The following is a 15,939-nucleotide window of genomic DNA, read 5'->3' on the forward strand; positions in this document are numbered from 1 at the left end:
CCCCGTCCACGGTGGGCGGACTGGGCCCGAGGAGGGGTCAGTGGCAGTGCCCACCGGATGCCGGCGGCACGTTCGCCGGCACGTCTAACACCGGGCTCCGGTCGAAGAAGCCGTCGGGGCGTAGCTTGAAACCCACGGTGTCGACCGGCATGATCGGCCAGTCTTCGACCCGCGGAAAGTGGGTGAGGCCGAAGGTGTGCCAGAGCACGATGTCCTCGCCATCAATCGCACGATCGGCCGCAATGTAGGCCGGCAGCCCGGCGCCACCGGAGTGCTGGTTGACGAAGTCGCCGGTGGGGTACCGTTCGTCCTCGGCGAAGCGGGTGACCCAGAGCCCCTTGGTGGCAAACGTCGCGCGCTGGGCCACCGACGACAAAGGGTCGGCGAGTAGCATGGGCAGCCCCTGCGGGTGGAGCTTGTAGGCGACTGGTTCGCCGAGCCGGTTGAGGGAATTGGGGTTGGAAACGTGCCAGGTGCGGCCGATGGCGGCATCCGCTTGTCTGACGCCCTCGGATTCGGTGGCGAGCAACGTGCGCTGGCGGGTGAAGGCGTTGCCGCGTTCGTTTCCTGGGCCCATCGGAACGCGCACGACGTCTTCCTCTTCGACCCGGTTGGTGTCGCCGTCAAGGGCCATGTCAAGCCGGGCGCTGAACAGGTGCTGGTGAAACGGGGCGCCGAGTCCGGGGGCGATTTCGGAGGCGTATGGATAGCCCTTGCCTGCGTAGGCGCTCGTAAACACGACACCGGTGGCCTTCGCCTCGAATTCGATGGTGCCGTCGAGGTAGAGATACCAGTAGAAGCCGTAGTCGTAGTTGCCGACGGTGGTGAAGAAGCTGATGACGAAGCGACGATTGCGGCGGGTGTACTCGATGCCGCTCCAGAGGTCGCTGTGCTTGGCGAGGATGCTCCAGTCCTCCTCGTGCATGCAGATGCCATTGCGGATCTCACGCGGGTTGCCGAAGCCGTCGGTGATCACCGGGCTCAGGTAGGTGATCTCGCCGAGGCAGTCGCAGCCGAGTTCGAGCGAGTTCGCGTACTGGCCGACGAGGTATTCTCCGGTGTCGAAGTAGTTCTGCCAGGACCGCACCGGGGCCGGATCGCCGTAGGGCACGACCATCTCGGCGATAGACGCGCGACGAATGATCGACCGCGTCTTACCGCCGTCGCGAAAGCCGATGTTGTGCAGCACAACGCCCTCGCGCACGTCGAAGCCAACGTCGAGGCTCCATTTCTCCCACTCAATGTGGTTGCCGCCGGTGACGCTGAAGCTCACGCCCTCTGGCTGGGTGATGCTGATCGGTTTGAGCGTTTCACGCAGCGGTCCGGTGAGGGTGGGATCGGTGTAGTTGCCGTGTTCGGCCGGAATGGGCACGACGCCGAAGTCGAGTACCTGGTCGACGGTCTTCGCGACGATATCGACGTAGGCGACGAGACCGTCGATCGGGTGTGCCCAGGCGCTGTCCTCTGGAAAGTTCTGCACGAAGGCCAGGCCGCGCAGAATGCGGTGGCCCTTCTCGTTCGGGTACTCGAACACACCGGCCGAGAGGGGCGCGACGCGCACGTTGGCCACGTCGAGTCCGCGGGCAGCGAGGGCGGCGAGCCAGCGGGCATCCGTTGTGAGAAGCTCTTCGACGGCGCCGAACTCTTCTTCGAGCACGGGCAGTTCACCGGTGAGCGCGGTGTCGAGGGTGACGCGCGACTCGACCTCGCCGTGGGTAACAGAAACGGTCACGTCGGTGGGGGCCGCCCCGGAGACATCGTGCAGAAAGACGCGGAAGCGGCGGTTGGTTTCGTTGCGGCCGGCACTTCGTGGCGGATCGAGCAGGCCGAGATACGCCACCCGGATGCTGTCACCGAACAGTCCGGCATCGGCCAAAATCGTGCGCACGTGGTGCAGTTCTTCCGCGGTGGGCAGCGCGAAGGCGGTCACAGTGTCGGCGGTAAGCATTGCTTCTCTTTTCCGGAATCGGCCAGTGGTCACGGCAGTGTGTCCCCGGGGATTTATTTCCTATGGTTGTAGAATATAAAGCCTCAGCGTGCTGCTGGCAAGTGTTTCGAGAATCTTTCTGACAAGCTGAGGCTTCACCAGCAGAAGAGGTTTTATGCCGAAAGTCGTCGATCACGACCAGCGTCGGGTCGAGCTGGTTAATGCCACCTGGCGCATCATCGCCCGGCACGGTATCGAGGGCGCGACACTGCGTGAGATCGCAACCGAGGCCGGCTTTGCCAACGGAGCACTCAAACCGTACTTTGGCACCAAGGACGACCTGCTGACCTTTGCCTTCGGCTACGTTTTCAGCCAGACCAATCTGCGCATTGAGCGCTCGACCGCCGGCCTGACCGGGCTGGCCGCCGTGCGAGCCTATTGCCACGAGATTTTGCCGCTCGACGAGACGCGAGTGAGCGAGGCGCGCATCGTGATTCCGTTCTGGCAGAAGGCGCTCAGCAGCGCCGCGAAAGCGCAACTGCACGACGAGTCGATGCTGCAGTGGCGGCGCGCGCTCCTCGCGCACGTGGCCGAGGCCCGCGCGGCCGGGGAGGTGCACACTGCCATCACCGACGCGGATGTCGTGGGTCACCTCATGAACGTCGTGCTCGGCACGCAAATCACCGCCGCGCTCTCCCCCGATGAGCACGCGCCAGAGGACCTCGTGACCCAGCTGGACGGCTACCTTCGGCTGCTCGCCACCGGGGACTAACGCACGTCCGACTCGCGCACCCGGCAGGCCAGCAGCACGAGCATCTTCGAGGCGCGCGACAAGCGCCAGCCGCGAATGCAGAAGCACGGGGTAAACGCGCTCAGCATCAATCTTTTTTCGCCGAGTGTCGAAAAAAAGAATGACATCGAGCGCCCGCGGGACTACATTGGCTCCAGACGACCATTGATCGACCCATTGGGGGCAGATCCGGTCGCAGCGTTGGACCGGCGAAGGAGCTGCTCGTGACGATGTCCGTTGTGAACGGGGCGATGAGCCCCACGATCGCGCCACACGGCCTCGCACCAACCAGGACTACGCCGTCTGACAGCGTGCAGTGCGCCGTCGCCGATTCGTTCACGCAGTGGCGCAGGCTCGTGTCGCAGTCTTTCGTACCGCTTGAGGTGCGTAGTGAGTCCCGCACGTTTCACGGCACCCTGCGCTCGCGCGTGCTCGACGAGCTCTCAATCGTCGAGGTTACCGCCAACGGACACCAGGTGATCCGCACTCCATCGCTGATCGCGGCATCCACTCGGCAGTATTTCAAGCTGAATTTGCAGCTGACCGGCACCGGCCTGCTAGTGCAGGACAACCGCGAGGCCACCTTGCGCCCGGGCGACCTGGCCGTCTACGACACGAACCGGCCATACACACTCGAGTTCGACCAGGACTTTCGCACCCTCGTACTCATGTTTCCGCACGACTTGCTCGACCTTCCCGCCGATTCGATCGGCCAGCTCACCGCCGTGCGGCTGCCGGGCGACGCTGGACTGGGCCGGCTGATCAGCCCGTTCATGGTGCAGCTCGCCGAGAACCTCGACGTGCTCTCCGGCGCGAGCGGACACCGCCTCGCTTACAACGCCGTCGATCTCATTGCGACCATGTTCGAGAGTGAACTGAATCTGCGCCGCGACCCGGAGGCGGGCACGCATGGCAACCTGCTCGGTCGCATCCGCTCCTATGTGGACGGGCATCTCGGCGACCCGGAACTGTGCCCGGCGAGTATCGCCGCCGCCCACTTCATCTCGACCAGACACTTACACAATGTGTTCCACGAGGCCGACAGCACCGTGGCGAGCTGGATCCGCACCCGGCGCCTCGAGCACTGCCGCCGCGACCTGCGCGATCCCATTCTCGAAGATCGTTCGGTTGGCACCATCGCCGCTCGCTGGGGCTTCGTCGATGCCGCACACTTCAGCCGCATCTTTCGCACGGCCTTCAGCGAGACGCCGAGCGCCTACCGCCGCGCCTGAGCCGGTTCGCCGAAGCAGCACCCGGTTAGCCGAAGCAGCACCCGGTTAGTCGAAGCAGCACCCGGTTAGTCGAAGCGGCACTGTGGAGCTCGCCACCCGTGACATCGTTCGAGACTGCGGCGCCGCTCCAAGGCGCCTCGCAGTACGACCCGACGCCGCAACTCGACGGGCGTCAGCCTCCGTTCGCCCCGTGCAACCAGAGCACTGCGCAATTCGACAACTGCGGTGCCGCAAATGGCAAACCGTTTAGCGCGGAGATTGCCACGCTGTGTAGACAGACCGTCAAATGAATGCCGCAGCATCCGCGCGCCGGCGCAGCCTCACGCACCCGACCTCTTACTCAACGAGGAGTAGCCATGACCCAGACCAAACCCAATTCGATGACAGCACCGGAAACGGCCCTGCACAAGGGCCGACTCGGCGTTCTCGGGATCGTCTTCTTCGTGGTCGCGGCCGCGGCCCCCCTCGTCGGTATGACCGGCGCAGTGCCCGTGGCGATCGTACTCGGCAACGGCGCCGCTGCTCCGGGGGCCTACGTCGTCGTCGGCCTCACCCTGCTCGTGTTCAGCGTCGGCTACGCCGCGATGAGCCAACGTGTCACCAACGCTGGCGCCTTCTTCGCGTACATCGGCCGCGGCCTGGGCCGGCATCTCGGAACCGCCTCGGCGTTCGTGTCGATCCTCGCCTACCTCGCCATCCAGCTGGCCATCTACGGATTCTTCGGAGCCCTCATGGCCGGCCAGGTGGGCGTGCTTCCGTGGTGGGTCTGGTCGCTGCTGTCCTGGGGCGTCGTGACGCTGCTCTCCCTGCTCAGCGTCGACGTGGGTGCCAAAGTACTCGGCGTGCTGATGCTGCTCGAACTGACCGCACTGGTGGTCACGGCGGTCGCTATCCTGCTCGACGGCGGTCCGGAGGGCATCAACTTCTGGGCCTCATTCAACCCCGCCGACATCGTCGCCGGCGGACTGGCCGGCTCGGCCGGCATTGCGTTCGCGTTCGCGTTCGCCTCCTTCATCGGCTTCGAGGCCACCGCCATCTACGGCGAAGAGTCCAAGGACCCAAAGTCCGTCGTGCCACGAGCTACCTATCTCGCTGTGGTGGTCATTACCGTGCTGTTCGGTTTGACCGCGTTCGCCATGGTCACCGGTATGGGAGCGTCCACCGTGGTCGAGAAGACCGCCCTGCTGTCGACCGTCGCGGGCATTCCACTCGCCGACCCGGCAGCCGTGCTGTTCGCGCTGGCTACCCAGTACGTCGGACCATGGATGGCTACTGTCATGAGCATCCTCGTGCTGTCGAGCCTGTTCGCCGGACTCCTGGCCTTTCAAAACGCGGCGAGTCGTTACCTTTTTGCACTCGGACGCGGCGGCGCGCTGCCCAAGCCGCTCAGCACGGTCAACGGCCGCGGAGCTCCGAGCACGGCGTCGATCGCTACGTCGGTGATCACCGGCATCGTGCTCGTCGCGTTCGCGGTGTTCCAACTCGACCCGGTGCTCAATCTCTTTTACTGGTTCAGCGGCCTCTCGGTCATCGCCATCGTACTGATCGAAATTCTGGTCAGCATCGCCATAATCGCCTATTTTCAACGCAACAAGGGCACCGAGAATATCTTCCAAACGATCATCGCCCCGGTGCTGGCCACGATCGGCCTGCTGCTCGGAGAATACCTGCTGATGAGCCACTTCGGCCTGCTCGCCGGCACCGTGGCCGACGGTGTCGACCCGACCATCACCACCTGGGGGCTCAGCACGATCGGCTGGGTGCTCGTGGCCCTCCCCTTCCTTCTCCTGCTCGGGGGCTACATCTTCTCCCGGCTGCAGAACCACGAGAATGACGACCTCGTGCGCGACGTGCTCTCGTAGGGTGCGGCATCCGCTTGAAAAGTGATTCGAGTGAGCTCGCGTCACCGACCCGTGAGTCTTGCGCCCATTTGTGCGATTCAGCGCCCCGAAACTCACGGCTCGGCGAAGGGGCGCGTCGACCGGACCACCCCAACGGATTTTCACCCCACGTTCAAACGGTGGCTCGCTTCGATGCGCTGGCCCCAGAACGTTCCCGCGATGATCAGCACGGCACCGACTGCCCCGATGAAGCCGAGGGCTTCGCTGCCAAGCGACACCCCCACGAGCACCGCCCAGATCGGTTCGGTGCCCATGAGCAGGCTGGCCCTGGCCGCCGAGGTGCGGCGGATCGCCCACATCTGCGCCAGAAATGCGAAGACGCTGCAGGCCAAACCAAGGTAGAGCACGCCGATCCATGCAGCCAAGTCGAAGGTCGAGATCGCCGTGACGAGGCCGTGAATGTCGAAAGTGGTGAAGACGACCGCCCCGACGAGCGCCTGCAGCAGGGTTAGGGTAATGGTGCTGTCACTCTGCCCACGGGTGAGATGACCCATCATCGTCACGTGCAGGGAGCGCACGAGCGCCGCCGCGAGAATGAGCAGGTCGCCCACATTCGGCTGCGCAAACCCGTTGTCGGAGACGAGCAGGGCGACCCCGATAACGGCGAGCACCGCGGCCACGAAGAATGGGCGCGGCAGCCACCGGCGGGCCGCGACCGACTCAAGCACCGGAGTGACAATGATGGTGAGACTGATGATGAGGCCCGCGTTCGTGGCCGACGTGAATGCCACACCCTGGGTCTCAAGCCAGAGGATGCTCGCCTGGGTCACCCCGAGCAACACGCCGACCCCGAGCGCACGCCGCGACGGCAGCCGTTCGCGCCGCATCACCCAGACGATTAGCAGGGCGAGCGCCGCGACCAGAAAGCGCAGCGCGAGCACGGCCGAAACACTCGCCTGCTCGGTGAGCACCTTCGCACTGAGGTAGCTTCCACCCCAGACCAAAGCCACGAGCAGCAACACGAGATCGACGCGATAGCGCCCGAGGTGCGGCAGCATGCGGTGCGTCAGGGTTGTGGTCATCCTAAGGCTGGCTTTGCGGCTCGAACCCGGCGTGACGGATGCCCCAGCGCACGATCCACTCCTCCCCCGGTTGCAGCCAGTGCAGGCCAGCGCCGGAGTTGAAGGCATCGGCGGGTGCCGTCATCGGTTCGATCGCGATCGCCTGGCCGCGAAGCGGCTCTAAACCGGCGCTCCGCACGGGAAAAACGCGCGGCGTGAAAACCTGTACGTAGCGCATATTCTCGTCGCCCCACAGGGTGACGCTGCGGCCATCCGCTGCGGTGAGGGTGTGTTCGCCGGGCGCGCCCGAGCCTGGACGGGCGAGGCCCACCCCGCCGAAGCCATCATCGAGGTCGAGCTCGCCGACCGCGACACCCCCGCGCAGGTCGAACCGGGTGCCGTCGACGGGGGTTTCGCCGGTCGGGTTGAGGCGGTCGTCTACGTCGATGTGGGTTGCGGCATCCACTCGCACCATGAGATCGCCGGTCGGTAGGTCGCCGATTTTTAGATACGGATGCGCCCCCACAGCTACCGGCGCCGCCTCGGTACCGACGTTGGTCAACCGGTGGGTGACGTTCAGACCGGTGGGAGTGAGGGTATAGCTCACCTCGGTGGTGAGGTGAAACGGGTAGCCGGACTGCGGAAAGACAGTCGCGGCGAGCGTTACCGCGTCGCTCTGCCTGGACACCTCACGGTAGGCAGTGAAGCGGAGCAGCCCGTGGATGGCGTTGTGGCGGGCCGGCTCGGTGAGCGCGAGCTGGCGGGTGATCCCGTTCTGCGTCCATTTGCCGTCGCGAATACGATTGGGCCACGGCACGAGCACGATTCCCGCCGCCATCGGCGGTTGTGATGCCTCGGGAAAGGTTTCGATCAGGTCTATGCCATTCACCGAATATTCCCGCAGGCCAGCCGCTACCTCGGTCACGACGGCTCGGGCCATTCCTTTTGCTGTCTCCACAGTCAGGTCGTATTGGATTCCGGTTGGTGCGCGCATCCGTTTAGCCTAGGGCCGGTCTGGCGCACTCGGCGCGGTTTCCGGAAGTAAGACGGTCAGCCCGACCTCACGCAGTGAATCCAGCATCACCGGATCAGCGCCAGCATCGGTAATGAGGGTGTGGACGGCGCTCAGCGGGCCTACCCGACCGAGATGCACCTGACCCAGCTTGGATCGGTCGGCCACGACGACCACCCGCTCCGCCGCTGTGAGCATGAGCGCTTTGATTCCGGCCTCCGGCAGGTTGATGTTGGTGACACCGCCGGCGATATCGACGCCATTACAGCCGATGAAAACCAGATCGGCGTGAACCTGGCTGAGCACCAGCCCGGCGAGCGGCTCGACCAACGAATGCTGCAGCGGGCGCAGCGACCCTCCCGTTACGATCACGGTGAACCGTGGGATGGCCTGTTCCAGTTCCAGGGCGATGCTGAGCCCATTGGTGATGATGACAACGTCATGCAGGTCGTCCCGAGCGACCAATGCTCGGGCAACAGCGTGGGTCGTGGTGCCCACGTCAAGAATCACGCTCTGCCCATTTTGCACAAGCCCCGCCGCGATCTGGGCAATTTGTTGCTTGGGAATAATAGAGGCTTCCAGAGCTTCCTCGAACGAGTGCTCACGTTCGGCGCGAAAATTCGAACCATCGCCGGGGGAATGTGCCGGCACCGCTCCGCCGTGCACGCGCCGTACAGCGCCCTGAAATTCAAGGGCGTCAAGGTCGGCCCTGGCCGTCACTCCGGAAATGTTGAAGGCGCTCCGCAACTCGCTCACCCGCACGAAGCCGCGTTCGTTTACCAGGCGCTGTGCTTGCTCTCGGCGGACAAGAGCGGGAAGCGAATCGGGTATCGGGCTGCGCGTCGGTTCGGTCGCGGTCATCACACCAGTATCACTTAGTTTGTTTTGCTTATCAATACGCAATTAGATGGTTTCGGATACACAAATTTGCTATCGTGACAGTGCCATGACGAATCCAGACATCCACCGCCCGCCCTTTGTCGCCGATGAGAAGATCGTGCGCCAGTCCAGCACCCTCGCCGACGGTCGTGACCTGGTGTATTTTGACGACCCCGACACCGCGCTGTCGCCGAATCGGGCTCCCGACCTACGTGAACCGGCCGCCCGGGCGATCACCGCGACAATGCGGCAAGACCCACTAACCGGGGAATGGGTCTCCATTGCCGCCAATCGCCAAGACCGGGTGTTCCTGCCGCCCGCCAACCTCGACCCGCTCGCGCCACAATCCCCCGGCAATGCCTCGGAGATTCCGAGCAACTACGACGTGGCCGTCTTCGAGAATAAGTCCCCGTCATTTGGTCCTCTCCTGGCGGATGCCGCCACCCCGGTTGATCTGGCCGACCTCGACCGCATCGGCATCGGTCGTACCCGCACATCCGTTGGCCGCTGCGAGGTGGTGTGCTTTAGTCCCGAGAACGAGGGATCCTTTGCCAGCCTGTCGGTCGTTCGAGCCCGAACCGTCATTGAAGCCTGGGCAGAACGCACCCACGTACTGTCGCAGTTGCCGGGCGTTGAACAAGTATTCCCGTTTGAGAATAGAGGTGAACAGATCGGGGTTACCCTGCGGCATCCGCACGGCCAGATCTACTCCTACCCATATGTCACCCCCAGAACCCAGCGTTTGGTCGACTCGCTCGAACGCTATGGGCCAACCCTCTTCGCCGATATTCTGGCGAGCGAACAGGCCAGCGACCGGATGATTCTCCGCGGCGAACACTGGACCGCCTTCGTTCCCTTTGCCGCGCGCTGGCCGATCGAAGTGCACATGCTTCCGCACCGCCAGGTACCGGACTTTGCCGGAACCACCCTCGCCGAACGCGATGAACTGGCCGTGTTGTATCGTCGGCTGCTGCGCGGCATCGACGCGATCTACTCGACCCCGACTCCCTATATTGCCGCGTGGCACCAGGCGCCGGTCCGGGTGCATCGGACGGACATCCGTTTGATGCTGCAGCTGACCAGCCCGCGACGCGCCGAGGACAAGCTCAAGTTTCTCGCCGGATCGGAGGCTGCCATGGGCGCCTGGATCGGCGATGTCACGCCAGAGGATGCTGCCGCCACGATTCGCGCGGCCGTCGCGCGCGCCGCCGAGGCGGACTCCGCCACCGTTGTTTCGGGGACACACTCGTGACCGCCCGGAATACTGACGGCGCCGGCGTCGTCAGTGCGTTGGATCGCACGGCCCAGGTTGGCTTCCAGAGTCACTTCCATCGATCGGCGACGGGCCTGTGGTCGGCGCCCGGCCGGGTCAACCTGATCGGTGAGCACACCGACTACAACGACGGCTTCGTACTGCCGCTCGCCATCGATCGGCGCACGGTCGTTGCGCTCGCGTCCAGAACCGACCGAGTCGTTCGCGTGGCGAGTTCCTTCGCGGCCGAGACCGTTGAGGTTTCCCTCGACGAGCTGGTTCCCGAGAACCTCGTCGGCTGGTCAGCGTACCCGCTCGGCGTGGCCTGGGCACTCGGACAGTTCGGAGCAGACCTCGCCGTCGTGCCCGGATTCGAGGTCTATATCGACTCCGACGTGCCGGTGGGAGCCGGGCTGTCGTCGTCAGCCGCGCTCGAAAGCGCCGTCGCGGTGGCCCTCAACGACGTGTGGGGTCTGGATCTCGACCGCGCGACGCTGGCCCGCGTTGGCCAGCTCGCCGAAAACCGTGTCGTCGGCGCCCCGACCGGCATCATGGACCAATCGGCATCGCTCCTCGGCCAGGCCGACGCTGCGGTATTTCTGGACTGCCGAAGCCTCGCAGCTGAGGTCATCCCGCTCGGACTCCACCCGGCAGGCCTCGAGCTACTCATCATCGATACCCGGGTCAGCCACTCGCACGCGACGGGCGGGTACGCCGCCCGCCGAAAGTCGTGCGAGGCCGGCGCCCGCGCTTTGGGCGTGCCGGCACTGCGCGATCTCAGCCTGGACGATCTCACCCGAGCCCAGGCGATGCTCGACGACGAAACTTTTCGCCGAGTGCGTCACATCGTGACCGAGAACCAACGCGTGCTCGACACCGTGCAGACCCTGCGATCGAGCGGATGCACGGCGATCGGGCCGCTGTTGGATGCCTCGCACCGGTCGATGCGGGACGACTTCGAGATTTCAGCTCCCGAATTGGACGTGGCCGTCGACACCGCCCGTCGTGCAGGTGCCATCGGCGCGCGCATGACCGGCGGCGGCTTCGGTGGCGCGGCCATCGCCCTGACTCCTACCGATCGAGTGCCGGCCGTGAAGGCCGCCGTGATGGCCGCCTTCGCCGAACGAGGCTTTGCAACACCCGACCTATTCGTGGTGCACGCTGCCGATGGAGCAGCCCGCGACGGTGGCGTGCGCCCCTGAGCCCGATCAACCTCGCAGACACCGACGCCTCCTTCCCGGTCTCGGATACGAGCTGCTCGCCGCCGAAGACATTGGGGATATGGTCGTGATTCCCGCTGGACTGACCCGGGTCGTGCACCGACGTCGTTCGTTCTCGACCGACAACGCGCTCGAGCGGGAACCCGGGGCCCAGCCCGCATGGCCCCGGGGAGCCGCTCGGCTAGGCTGACGCGTATGACTGCTGACAGCGCTGCCCGAATCATCGTTCTGCCGAACATTCCGGCCCCGAGCATCGCCGAGACGGCGTTCGTCGCGCCCGGCGCCATCATCGTCGGCAATGTCACCCTCGCCGACCAGGCCAGCGTCTGGTACAACTCCGTGCTGCGCGCCGAGCTCGAGCCGATCACGATCGGGGCCGGCTCGAACCTGCAGGACAACGTCTCCTGCCACGTCGACACCGATTTTCCGCTCACCCTCGGCACCGGAGTGTCGGTCGGGCACGGCGCCGTGCTGCACGGCTGCACGATTGAAGACAACGTGCTCGTCGGCATGGCCGCGACCATTCTGAACGGCGCCGTCATCGGCACCGGGTCCCTCGTGGCTGCCGGAGCCGTCGTGCTCGGCGGAACCGTCGTGCCGCCCGGCTCGCTCGTAGCCGGTGTCCCCGCCAAGGTCCGACGCCCGCTGACCGACGACGAGATCGCCAGCATCCGTCACAACGCCGAGAACTATCTCGAGCACACCGAGCTGCACCGCGCCGCCCTCACCCAGCGGTAGCTGCGGTTGGAGGCCGAGCATCCGTTGTGCCGGTAAATTTGCGACGCGCCGGGCCAGTTGTGCTGAGGTGACGGCGTGTCGCCAAATTTACCGGCGTTAGCTACCGCCGACTGAACCGCCGGCCGAGGCGCTACGCCAGCAGGGACTGTTCGGCGGCCTTGACCACGTTGGAGAGCAGCATGGCGCGGGTCATCGGACCGACGCCGCGCGGGTTGGGCGAGAGGTGCCCAGCGACCGATGCAACGTCGGGGTGGACGTCGCCGGTCAGCCGGCCCTTGCCCGTGGTCGGGTCCTGCACCCGGGTGATTCCCACATCGAGCACGGCGGCGCCCGGCTTGATCCAATCGGCCTGGATCAGGTGCGGCACGCCAACGGCGGCCACGACGATGTCGGCGCGGCGTACCTCTCCGGCCAGGTCGACCGTGCGCGAGTGGGTCAGGGTAACCGTCGCGTCGAGGCCCTTACGGGTGAACAACAGGCCGAGCGGACGACCGACGGTGAGGCCACGTCCGACCACGACGACATTCTTGCCCACGATCGGCACATCGTAGCGGCGCAGCAGCTCGACGATGCCGGCCGGGGTGCAGGGCAGCGGGGAGCGCAGCTCGCCCTCGATGCCGAGTACGAGGCGCCCGAGGTTGGTCGGGTGCAGGCCGTCGGCATCCTTCGCCGGGTCGATGAGTTCGAGCATCGCGTTCTCGTTGTGGCCGACCGGAAGCGGCAGCTGGATGATGTAGCCGGTCACCTCGCGGCTGTTGTTGAGATCCTTGATGGCGGCGCGCACGTCGGCGCTGGTCGCCGAGCCGGGCAGGTCGATGCGCAGCGATTCGATGCCGACCTCGGCGCAGTCGCGGTGCTTGCCCGCGACGTAGGTCTCGGAGCCCGGGTCATTGCCAACGAGCAGGGTGGCCAGGCCGGGTACCACGCCGTGCGAGCGCAGAGCAGCGATGCGGCCCCGCAGCTCAGCCTTGATGTCGGACGCGGTCTTGACCCCGTCGAGTGTGATTGCCGTCATCATGGTTCCCTACTGTTGTCGATCGGTTCAGTTCAGTTCGCTTGGACGGGGCCCGGGCCCCGTCCGCGGGCCCAGGCTATAACCTGGGCCCCGGGATCGGGCCCGGGCCCCGTCCAATGGTGATGGCTGGGGACGGGCGCGGGGCAGGCGCGAGCGGATGCCGCCGGCCGGTCCGGCCAAAGGCATCCGCTCGCGAGAAAGCTACTGCTGCAGGCCGGCGTACAGCGGGAAGGCCTGCGTCAGCACGCCGACGCGGGCGCGGAGGGCGGCAATGTCGGCGCCGGGCTTGAGGGCCTCGGCGATGACATCGGCGACCTCGGTGAACTCGGCGTCACCGAACCCGCGGGTGGCCAGGGCCGGCGTGCCGATGCGAAGCCCGGAAGTGACCATCGGCGGGCGCGGGTCGAAGGGAACGGAGTTGCGGTTCACGGTGATGCCAACCTCGTGCAGGGCATCTTCAGCCTGCTGGCCGTTGATCTCGGAGTGGCGCAGGTCGGCGAGCACGAGGTGCACGTCGGTGCCGCCGGTGAGCACGTCGATGCCGTGCGCACGCGAGTCGTCAGCGGTGAGGCGGTCGGCGAGGATGCTGGCACCGCGCAGGGTGCGCTCCTGGCGTTCCTTGAACTCGGGCTCGGCGGCGAGCTTGAACGCGGTGGCCTTGGCGGCGATCACGTGCATGAGCGGCCCGCCCTGCTGGCCGGGGAACACGTTGGAGTTGAGCTTCTTGGCCAGGGCCATATCGCGCGACAGAATGAAGCCAGAGCGCGGACCGGCGAGGGTCTTGTGCACCGTGCTCGACACGACGTCGGCGTAAGGCACGGGCGAGGGGTGCAGGCCGGCAGCGACGAGACCGGCGAAGTGCGCCATATCGACCCAGAGCAGCGCGCCGACCTCGTCGGCGATGGCGCGGAAGGCTTCGAAGTCGAGGTGACGCGGGTAGGCAGACCAGCCGGCGATGATGACCTTCGGCTTGCTCTCGAGCGCCTTGTCGCGCACGACGTCCATGTCGACGCGGAACGTTTCCGGGTCGACACCGTAGGCGACCGGGTTGTACAGCTTGCCGGAGAAGTTCAGTTTCATGCCGTGGGTGAGGTGGCCGCCGTGGGCCAGCTCGAGGCCGAGGATGGTATCGCCGGGCGTGGCGATGGCGGAGAGCACGGCAGCGTTGGCGGTGGCACCGGAGTGCGGCTGCACGTTTGCGTAGGCGGCACCGAACAGGCTCTTCGCCCGGTCGATGGCAAGCTGCTCAGCGACATCGACGTACTCGCAGCCGCCGTAGTAGCGGCGCCCCGGGTAGCCCTCTGCGTACTTGTTGGTGAGCACAGAGCCCTGCGACTGCAGCACGGCGCGCGGAACGAAGTTCTCGCTCGCGATCATTTCGAGGTAGTCGCGCTGGCGGCCGAGCTCCTGCTCGAGCACGGCGGCGATCTCGGGGTCAACGACCGAGAGCGGTTCGTTGAAGGTTGACGTCAAAGCGGTGGCGGAATCAGGCACGGAGTTCTCCTTATATATATGGATGTTGCGGCCCAGGCGTGCGGCCACTAACCGTGTCAGTCGCTCCCCGATGGTGACCCATCTTCGTGCTACGCCAGTTGCGACTCGGCCAGCATATCAGCGGATGCTGTCGGTCCAAACATCCGCCCGCGCCTCGTGGCACCCTTTCGCGATCGGGGCACTCCCAGCTACGGGTGCCCCGATCAATACGAGGTGCCGAGAATCCCCAGTGGCCGGGAATAGCGGCGGGCGGGTGGCCGTTGTCATCGATATACATGCAGACGCATTGAAATTTGGAGGATGGCATGCAGTTCGGAATCTTCACGGTCGGGGACAGCACCACCGATCCCACCACGGGCGACACCCCCACCGAGAACGCCCGGATCAAGGCCATGCTCACCATTGCGCAGAAGGTCGAGGAGGTGGGCCTCGACGTCTTCGCGACCGGCGAGCACCACAACCCGCCGTTCGTTCCGTCGTCGCCGACGACCATGCTCGGCTACATCGCGGCGAAAACCCAACGGATCATCCTCTCCACCGCGACGACGCTGATCACAACGAGCGACCCGGTGAAGATCGCCGAGGACTTCGCCATGCTTCAGCACGTCGCCGACGGCCGCGTAGACCTGACGCTCGGCCGCGGAAACACCGGCCCCGTCTACCCGTGGTTCGGAAAGGACATCCGTGAGGGCATCCCGCTGGCCCTGGAGAACTACGCCCTGCTCCGCCGGCTGTGGCGCGAGGATTTCGTCGACTGGGAAGGACAGTTCCGCACCCCCCTGCAGGGGTTCCAGTCCACCCCGCGGCCGCTCGACGGTGTGCCGCCCTTTGTCTGGCACGGCAGCATCCGCAGCCCCGAAATCGCCGAGCAAGCCGCGTACTACGGCGACGGATTTTTCTCGAACCACATCTTCTGGCCAGCCTCGCACACCGCGAAGATGGTGCAGTTCTATCGTCAACGCTTCGAGCACTACGGCCACGGCACCGCCGCACAGGCCATCGTCGGACTCGGCGGCCAGGTGTTCATGAGCAAGAACTCCCAGGACGCCAAACGTAGGTTCCGCCCTTACTTCGACAATGCCCCGGTCTATGGCAATGGCCCGAGCATGGAGGACTTCACCTCGCAGACCCCGCTCACGGTGGGCAGTCCGCAGGAAGTCATCGATCGCACCCTCGGCTTTCGGGACTACGTCGGTGACTACCAGCGCCAGCTCTGGCTGATGGACCATGCCGGCTTGCCGCTGAAGACCGTACTCGAGCAGCTCGACCTGCTCGGCGAAGAGGTCGTGCCCGTGCTTCGCAAGGAGTTCGCGAAGAACCGCCCGGCCGACGTGCCAGAGGCTCCCACCCACGAGTCCCTGGTGATCGCCGCCGCCGGCGCCACCCGGGTGACGGATGCCACCACCGCGGTGATCCACGAAGACCTCGACACCGCCGCCGCAATCGCTCCCGCCGGTGCCGGCAAGACGGGAGCCTGA

General features: G+C 65.6%; 13 protein-coding genes and 1 riboswitch. Of the genes, 7 read left to right on the forward strand and 6 right to left on the reverse strand.

Translation table 11 applies throughout. The annotated features are described in order from the left end of the window. Positions 1-37: 37 nt before the first annotated feature. Positions 38-1,948, reverse strand: coding sequence for a primary-amine oxidase (locus E3T39_RS12325; RefSeq protein ID WP_134515682.1), 1,911 nt, complete (start codon positions 1,946-1,948; stop codon positions 38-40). 154 nt (positions 1,949-2,102) lie between these two features. On the opposite strand from E3T39_RS12325, the gene E3T39_RS12330 reads away from it, so the two are divergent. The 3 genes from E3T39_RS12330 (at position 2,103) to E3T39_RS12340 (ending at position 5,811) form a co-directional block, all read left to right on the forward strand. Continuing rightward, a complete protein-coding gene (locus E3T39_RS12330) occupies positions 2,103-2,699 on the forward strand; it encodes a TetR/AcrR family transcriptional regulator (RefSeq protein ID WP_134515684.1) in 597 nt (198 codons plus the stop codon). 269 nt (positions 2,700-2,968) lie between these two features. Continuing rightward, the gene (locus tag E3T39_RS12335; protein WP_134515818.1) at positions 2,969-3,949 is read left to right on the forward strand and encodes an AraC-like ligand-binding domain-containing protein; all 981 of its coding nucleotides are present in this window, start codon (positions 2,969-2,971) and stop codon (positions 3,947-3,949) included. Between the two features lie 356 nt (positions 3,950-4,305). Further along, on the forward strand, positions 4,306-5,811 hold the full coding sequence (locus E3T39_RS12340; RefSeq protein WP_134515686.1) for an APC family permease: 1,506 nt from the start codon (positions 4,306-4,308) through the stop codon (positions 5,809-5,811). A gap of 140 nt (positions 5,812-5,951) precedes the next feature. On the opposite strand, the gene E3T39_RS12345 is transcribed toward E3T39_RS12340, so the two are convergent. From E3T39_RS12345 to E3T39_RS12355, 3 genes are read right to left on the reverse strand one after another with little or no spacing between them, the layout of a single operon-like run. Then, the gene (locus E3T39_RS12345; RefSeq protein WP_134515688.1) at positions 5,952-6,872 is read right to left on the reverse strand and encodes a DMT family transporter; all 921 of its coding nucleotides are present in this window, start codon (positions 6,870-6,872) and stop codon (positions 5,952-5,954) included. Position 6,873: 1 nt separating this feature from the next. Then, the gene (locus E3T39_RS12350; protein WP_134515690.1) at positions 6,874-7,845 is read right to left on the reverse strand and encodes an aldose 1-epimerase family protein; all 972 of its coding nucleotides are present in this window, start codon (positions 7,843-7,845) and stop codon (positions 6,874-6,876) included. 9 nt (positions 7,846-7,854) lie between these two features. Then, complete coding sequence (locus E3T39_RS12355; protein WP_174845120.1) at positions 7,855-8,724, reverse strand: DeoR/GlpR family DNA-binding transcription regulator; 870 nt, start codon at positions 8,722-8,724, stop codon at positions 7,855-7,857. A gap of 85 nt (positions 8,725-8,809) precedes the next feature. On the opposite strand from E3T39_RS12355, the gene galT reads away from it, so the two are divergent. The 3 genes from galT to E3T39_RS12370 all read left to right on the forward strand — a co-directional run bounded on the left by galT (position 8,810) and on the right by E3T39_RS12370 (position 11,952). Then, positions 8,810-9,994 (forward strand): galactose-1-phosphate uridylyltransferase, encoded by a 1,185-nt coding sequence (gene galT, locus E3T39_RS12360; protein WP_134515692.1) that lies wholly within the window; start codon positions 8,810-8,812, stop codon positions 9,992-9,994. A gap of 38 nt (positions 9,995-10,032) precedes the next feature. Next, complete coding sequence (gene galK, locus E3T39_RS12365; protein WP_241979694.1) at positions 10,033-11,196, forward strand: galactokinase; 1,164 nt, start codon at positions 10,033-10,035, stop codon at positions 11,194-11,196. 213 nt (positions 11,197-11,409) lie between these two features. Further along, positions 11,410-11,952: a gamma carbonic anhydrase family protein gene (locus tag E3T39_RS12370; protein ID WP_134515696.1), complete on the forward strand. Its 543-nt coding sequence runs from the start codon at positions 11,410-11,412 to the stop codon at positions 11,950-11,952. Positions 11,953-12,082: 130 nt separating this feature from the next. Here the strand turns inward: E3T39_RS12370 and E3T39_RS12375 are convergent, their stop codons facing one another. Both E3T39_RS12375 and glyA read right to left on the reverse strand, forming a co-directional pair. Beyond that, positions 12,083-12,967, reverse strand: coding sequence for a bifunctional methylenetetrahydrofolate dehydrogenase/methenyltetrahydrofolate cyclohydrolase (locus E3T39_RS12375; protein WP_134515821.1), 885 nt, complete (start codon positions 12,965-12,967; stop codon positions 12,083-12,085). Between the two features lie 201 nt (positions 12,968-13,168). Next, positions 13,169-14,461: a serine hydroxymethyltransferase gene (gene glyA, locus E3T39_RS12380; protein ID WP_206751157.1), complete on the reverse strand. Its 1,293-nt coding sequence runs from the start codon at positions 14,459-14,461 to the stop codon at positions 13,169-13,171. Between the two features lie 23 nt (positions 14,462-14,484). After that, a riboswitch (ZMP/ZTP riboswitch) is annotated at positions 14,485-14,573 on the reverse strand. A 193-nt stretch (positions 14,574-14,766) separates the two neighbouring features. On the opposite strand from glyA, the gene E3T39_RS12385 reads away from it, so the two are divergent. After that, positions 14,767-15,939 (forward strand): LLM class flavin-dependent oxidoreductase, encoded by a 1,173-nt coding sequence (locus E3T39_RS12385; protein ID WP_134515698.1) that lies wholly within the window; start codon positions 14,767-14,769, stop codon positions 15,937-15,939.

The organism is Cryobacterium suzukii (assembly GCF_004403185.1).
Taxonomy (GTDB): domain Bacteria; phylum Actinomycetota; class Actinomycetes; order Actinomycetales; family Microbacteriaceae; genus Cryobacterium; species Cryobacterium suzukii.

Bases quoted from the DNA above. Each gene is read 5' to 3' on its own strand.
- E3T39_RS12350 (WP_134515690.1), bottom strand. From the start codon at position 7,845: ATGCGCGCACCAACCGGAATCCAATACGACCTGACTGTGGAGACAGCA.
- E3T39_RS12385 (WP_134515698.1), top strand. From the start codon at position 14,767: ATGCAGTTCGGAATCTTCACGGTCGGGGACAGCACCACCGATCCCACC.
- E3T39_RS12355 (WP_174845120.1), bottom strand. From the start codon at position 8,724: ATGACCGCGACCGAACCGACGCGCAGCCCGATACCCGATTCGCTTCCC.
- E3T39_RS12340 (WP_134515686.1), top strand. From the start codon at position 4,306: ATGACCCAGACCAAACCCAATTCGATGACAGCACCGGAAACGGCCCTG.
- galT (WP_134515692.1), top strand. From the start codon at position 8,810: ATGACGAATCCAGACATCCACCGCCCGCCCTTTGTCGCCGATGAGAAG.
- E3T39_RS12330 (WP_134515684.1), top strand. From the start codon at position 2,103: ATGCCGAAAGTCGTCGATCACGACCAGCGTCGGGTCGAGCTGGTTAAT.
- E3T39_RS12335 (WP_134515818.1), top strand. From the start codon at position 2,969: ATGAGCCCCACGATCGCGCCACACGGCCTCGCACCAACCAGGACTACG.
- E3T39_RS12345 (WP_134515688.1), bottom strand. From the start codon at position 6,872: ATGACCACAACCCTGACGCACCGCATGCTGCCGCACCTCGGGCGCTAT.
- E3T39_RS12370 (WP_134515696.1), top strand. From the start codon at position 11,410: ATGACTGCTGACAGCGCTGCCCGAATCATCGTTCTGCCGAACATTCCG.
- E3T39_RS12375 (WP_134515821.1), bottom strand. From the start codon at position 12,967: ATGACGGCAATCACACTCGACGGGGTCAAGACCGCGTCCGACATCAAG.
- E3T39_RS12325 (WP_134515682.1), bottom strand. From the start codon at position 1,948: ATGCTTACCGCCGACACTGTGACCGCCTTCGCGCTGCCCACCGCGGAA.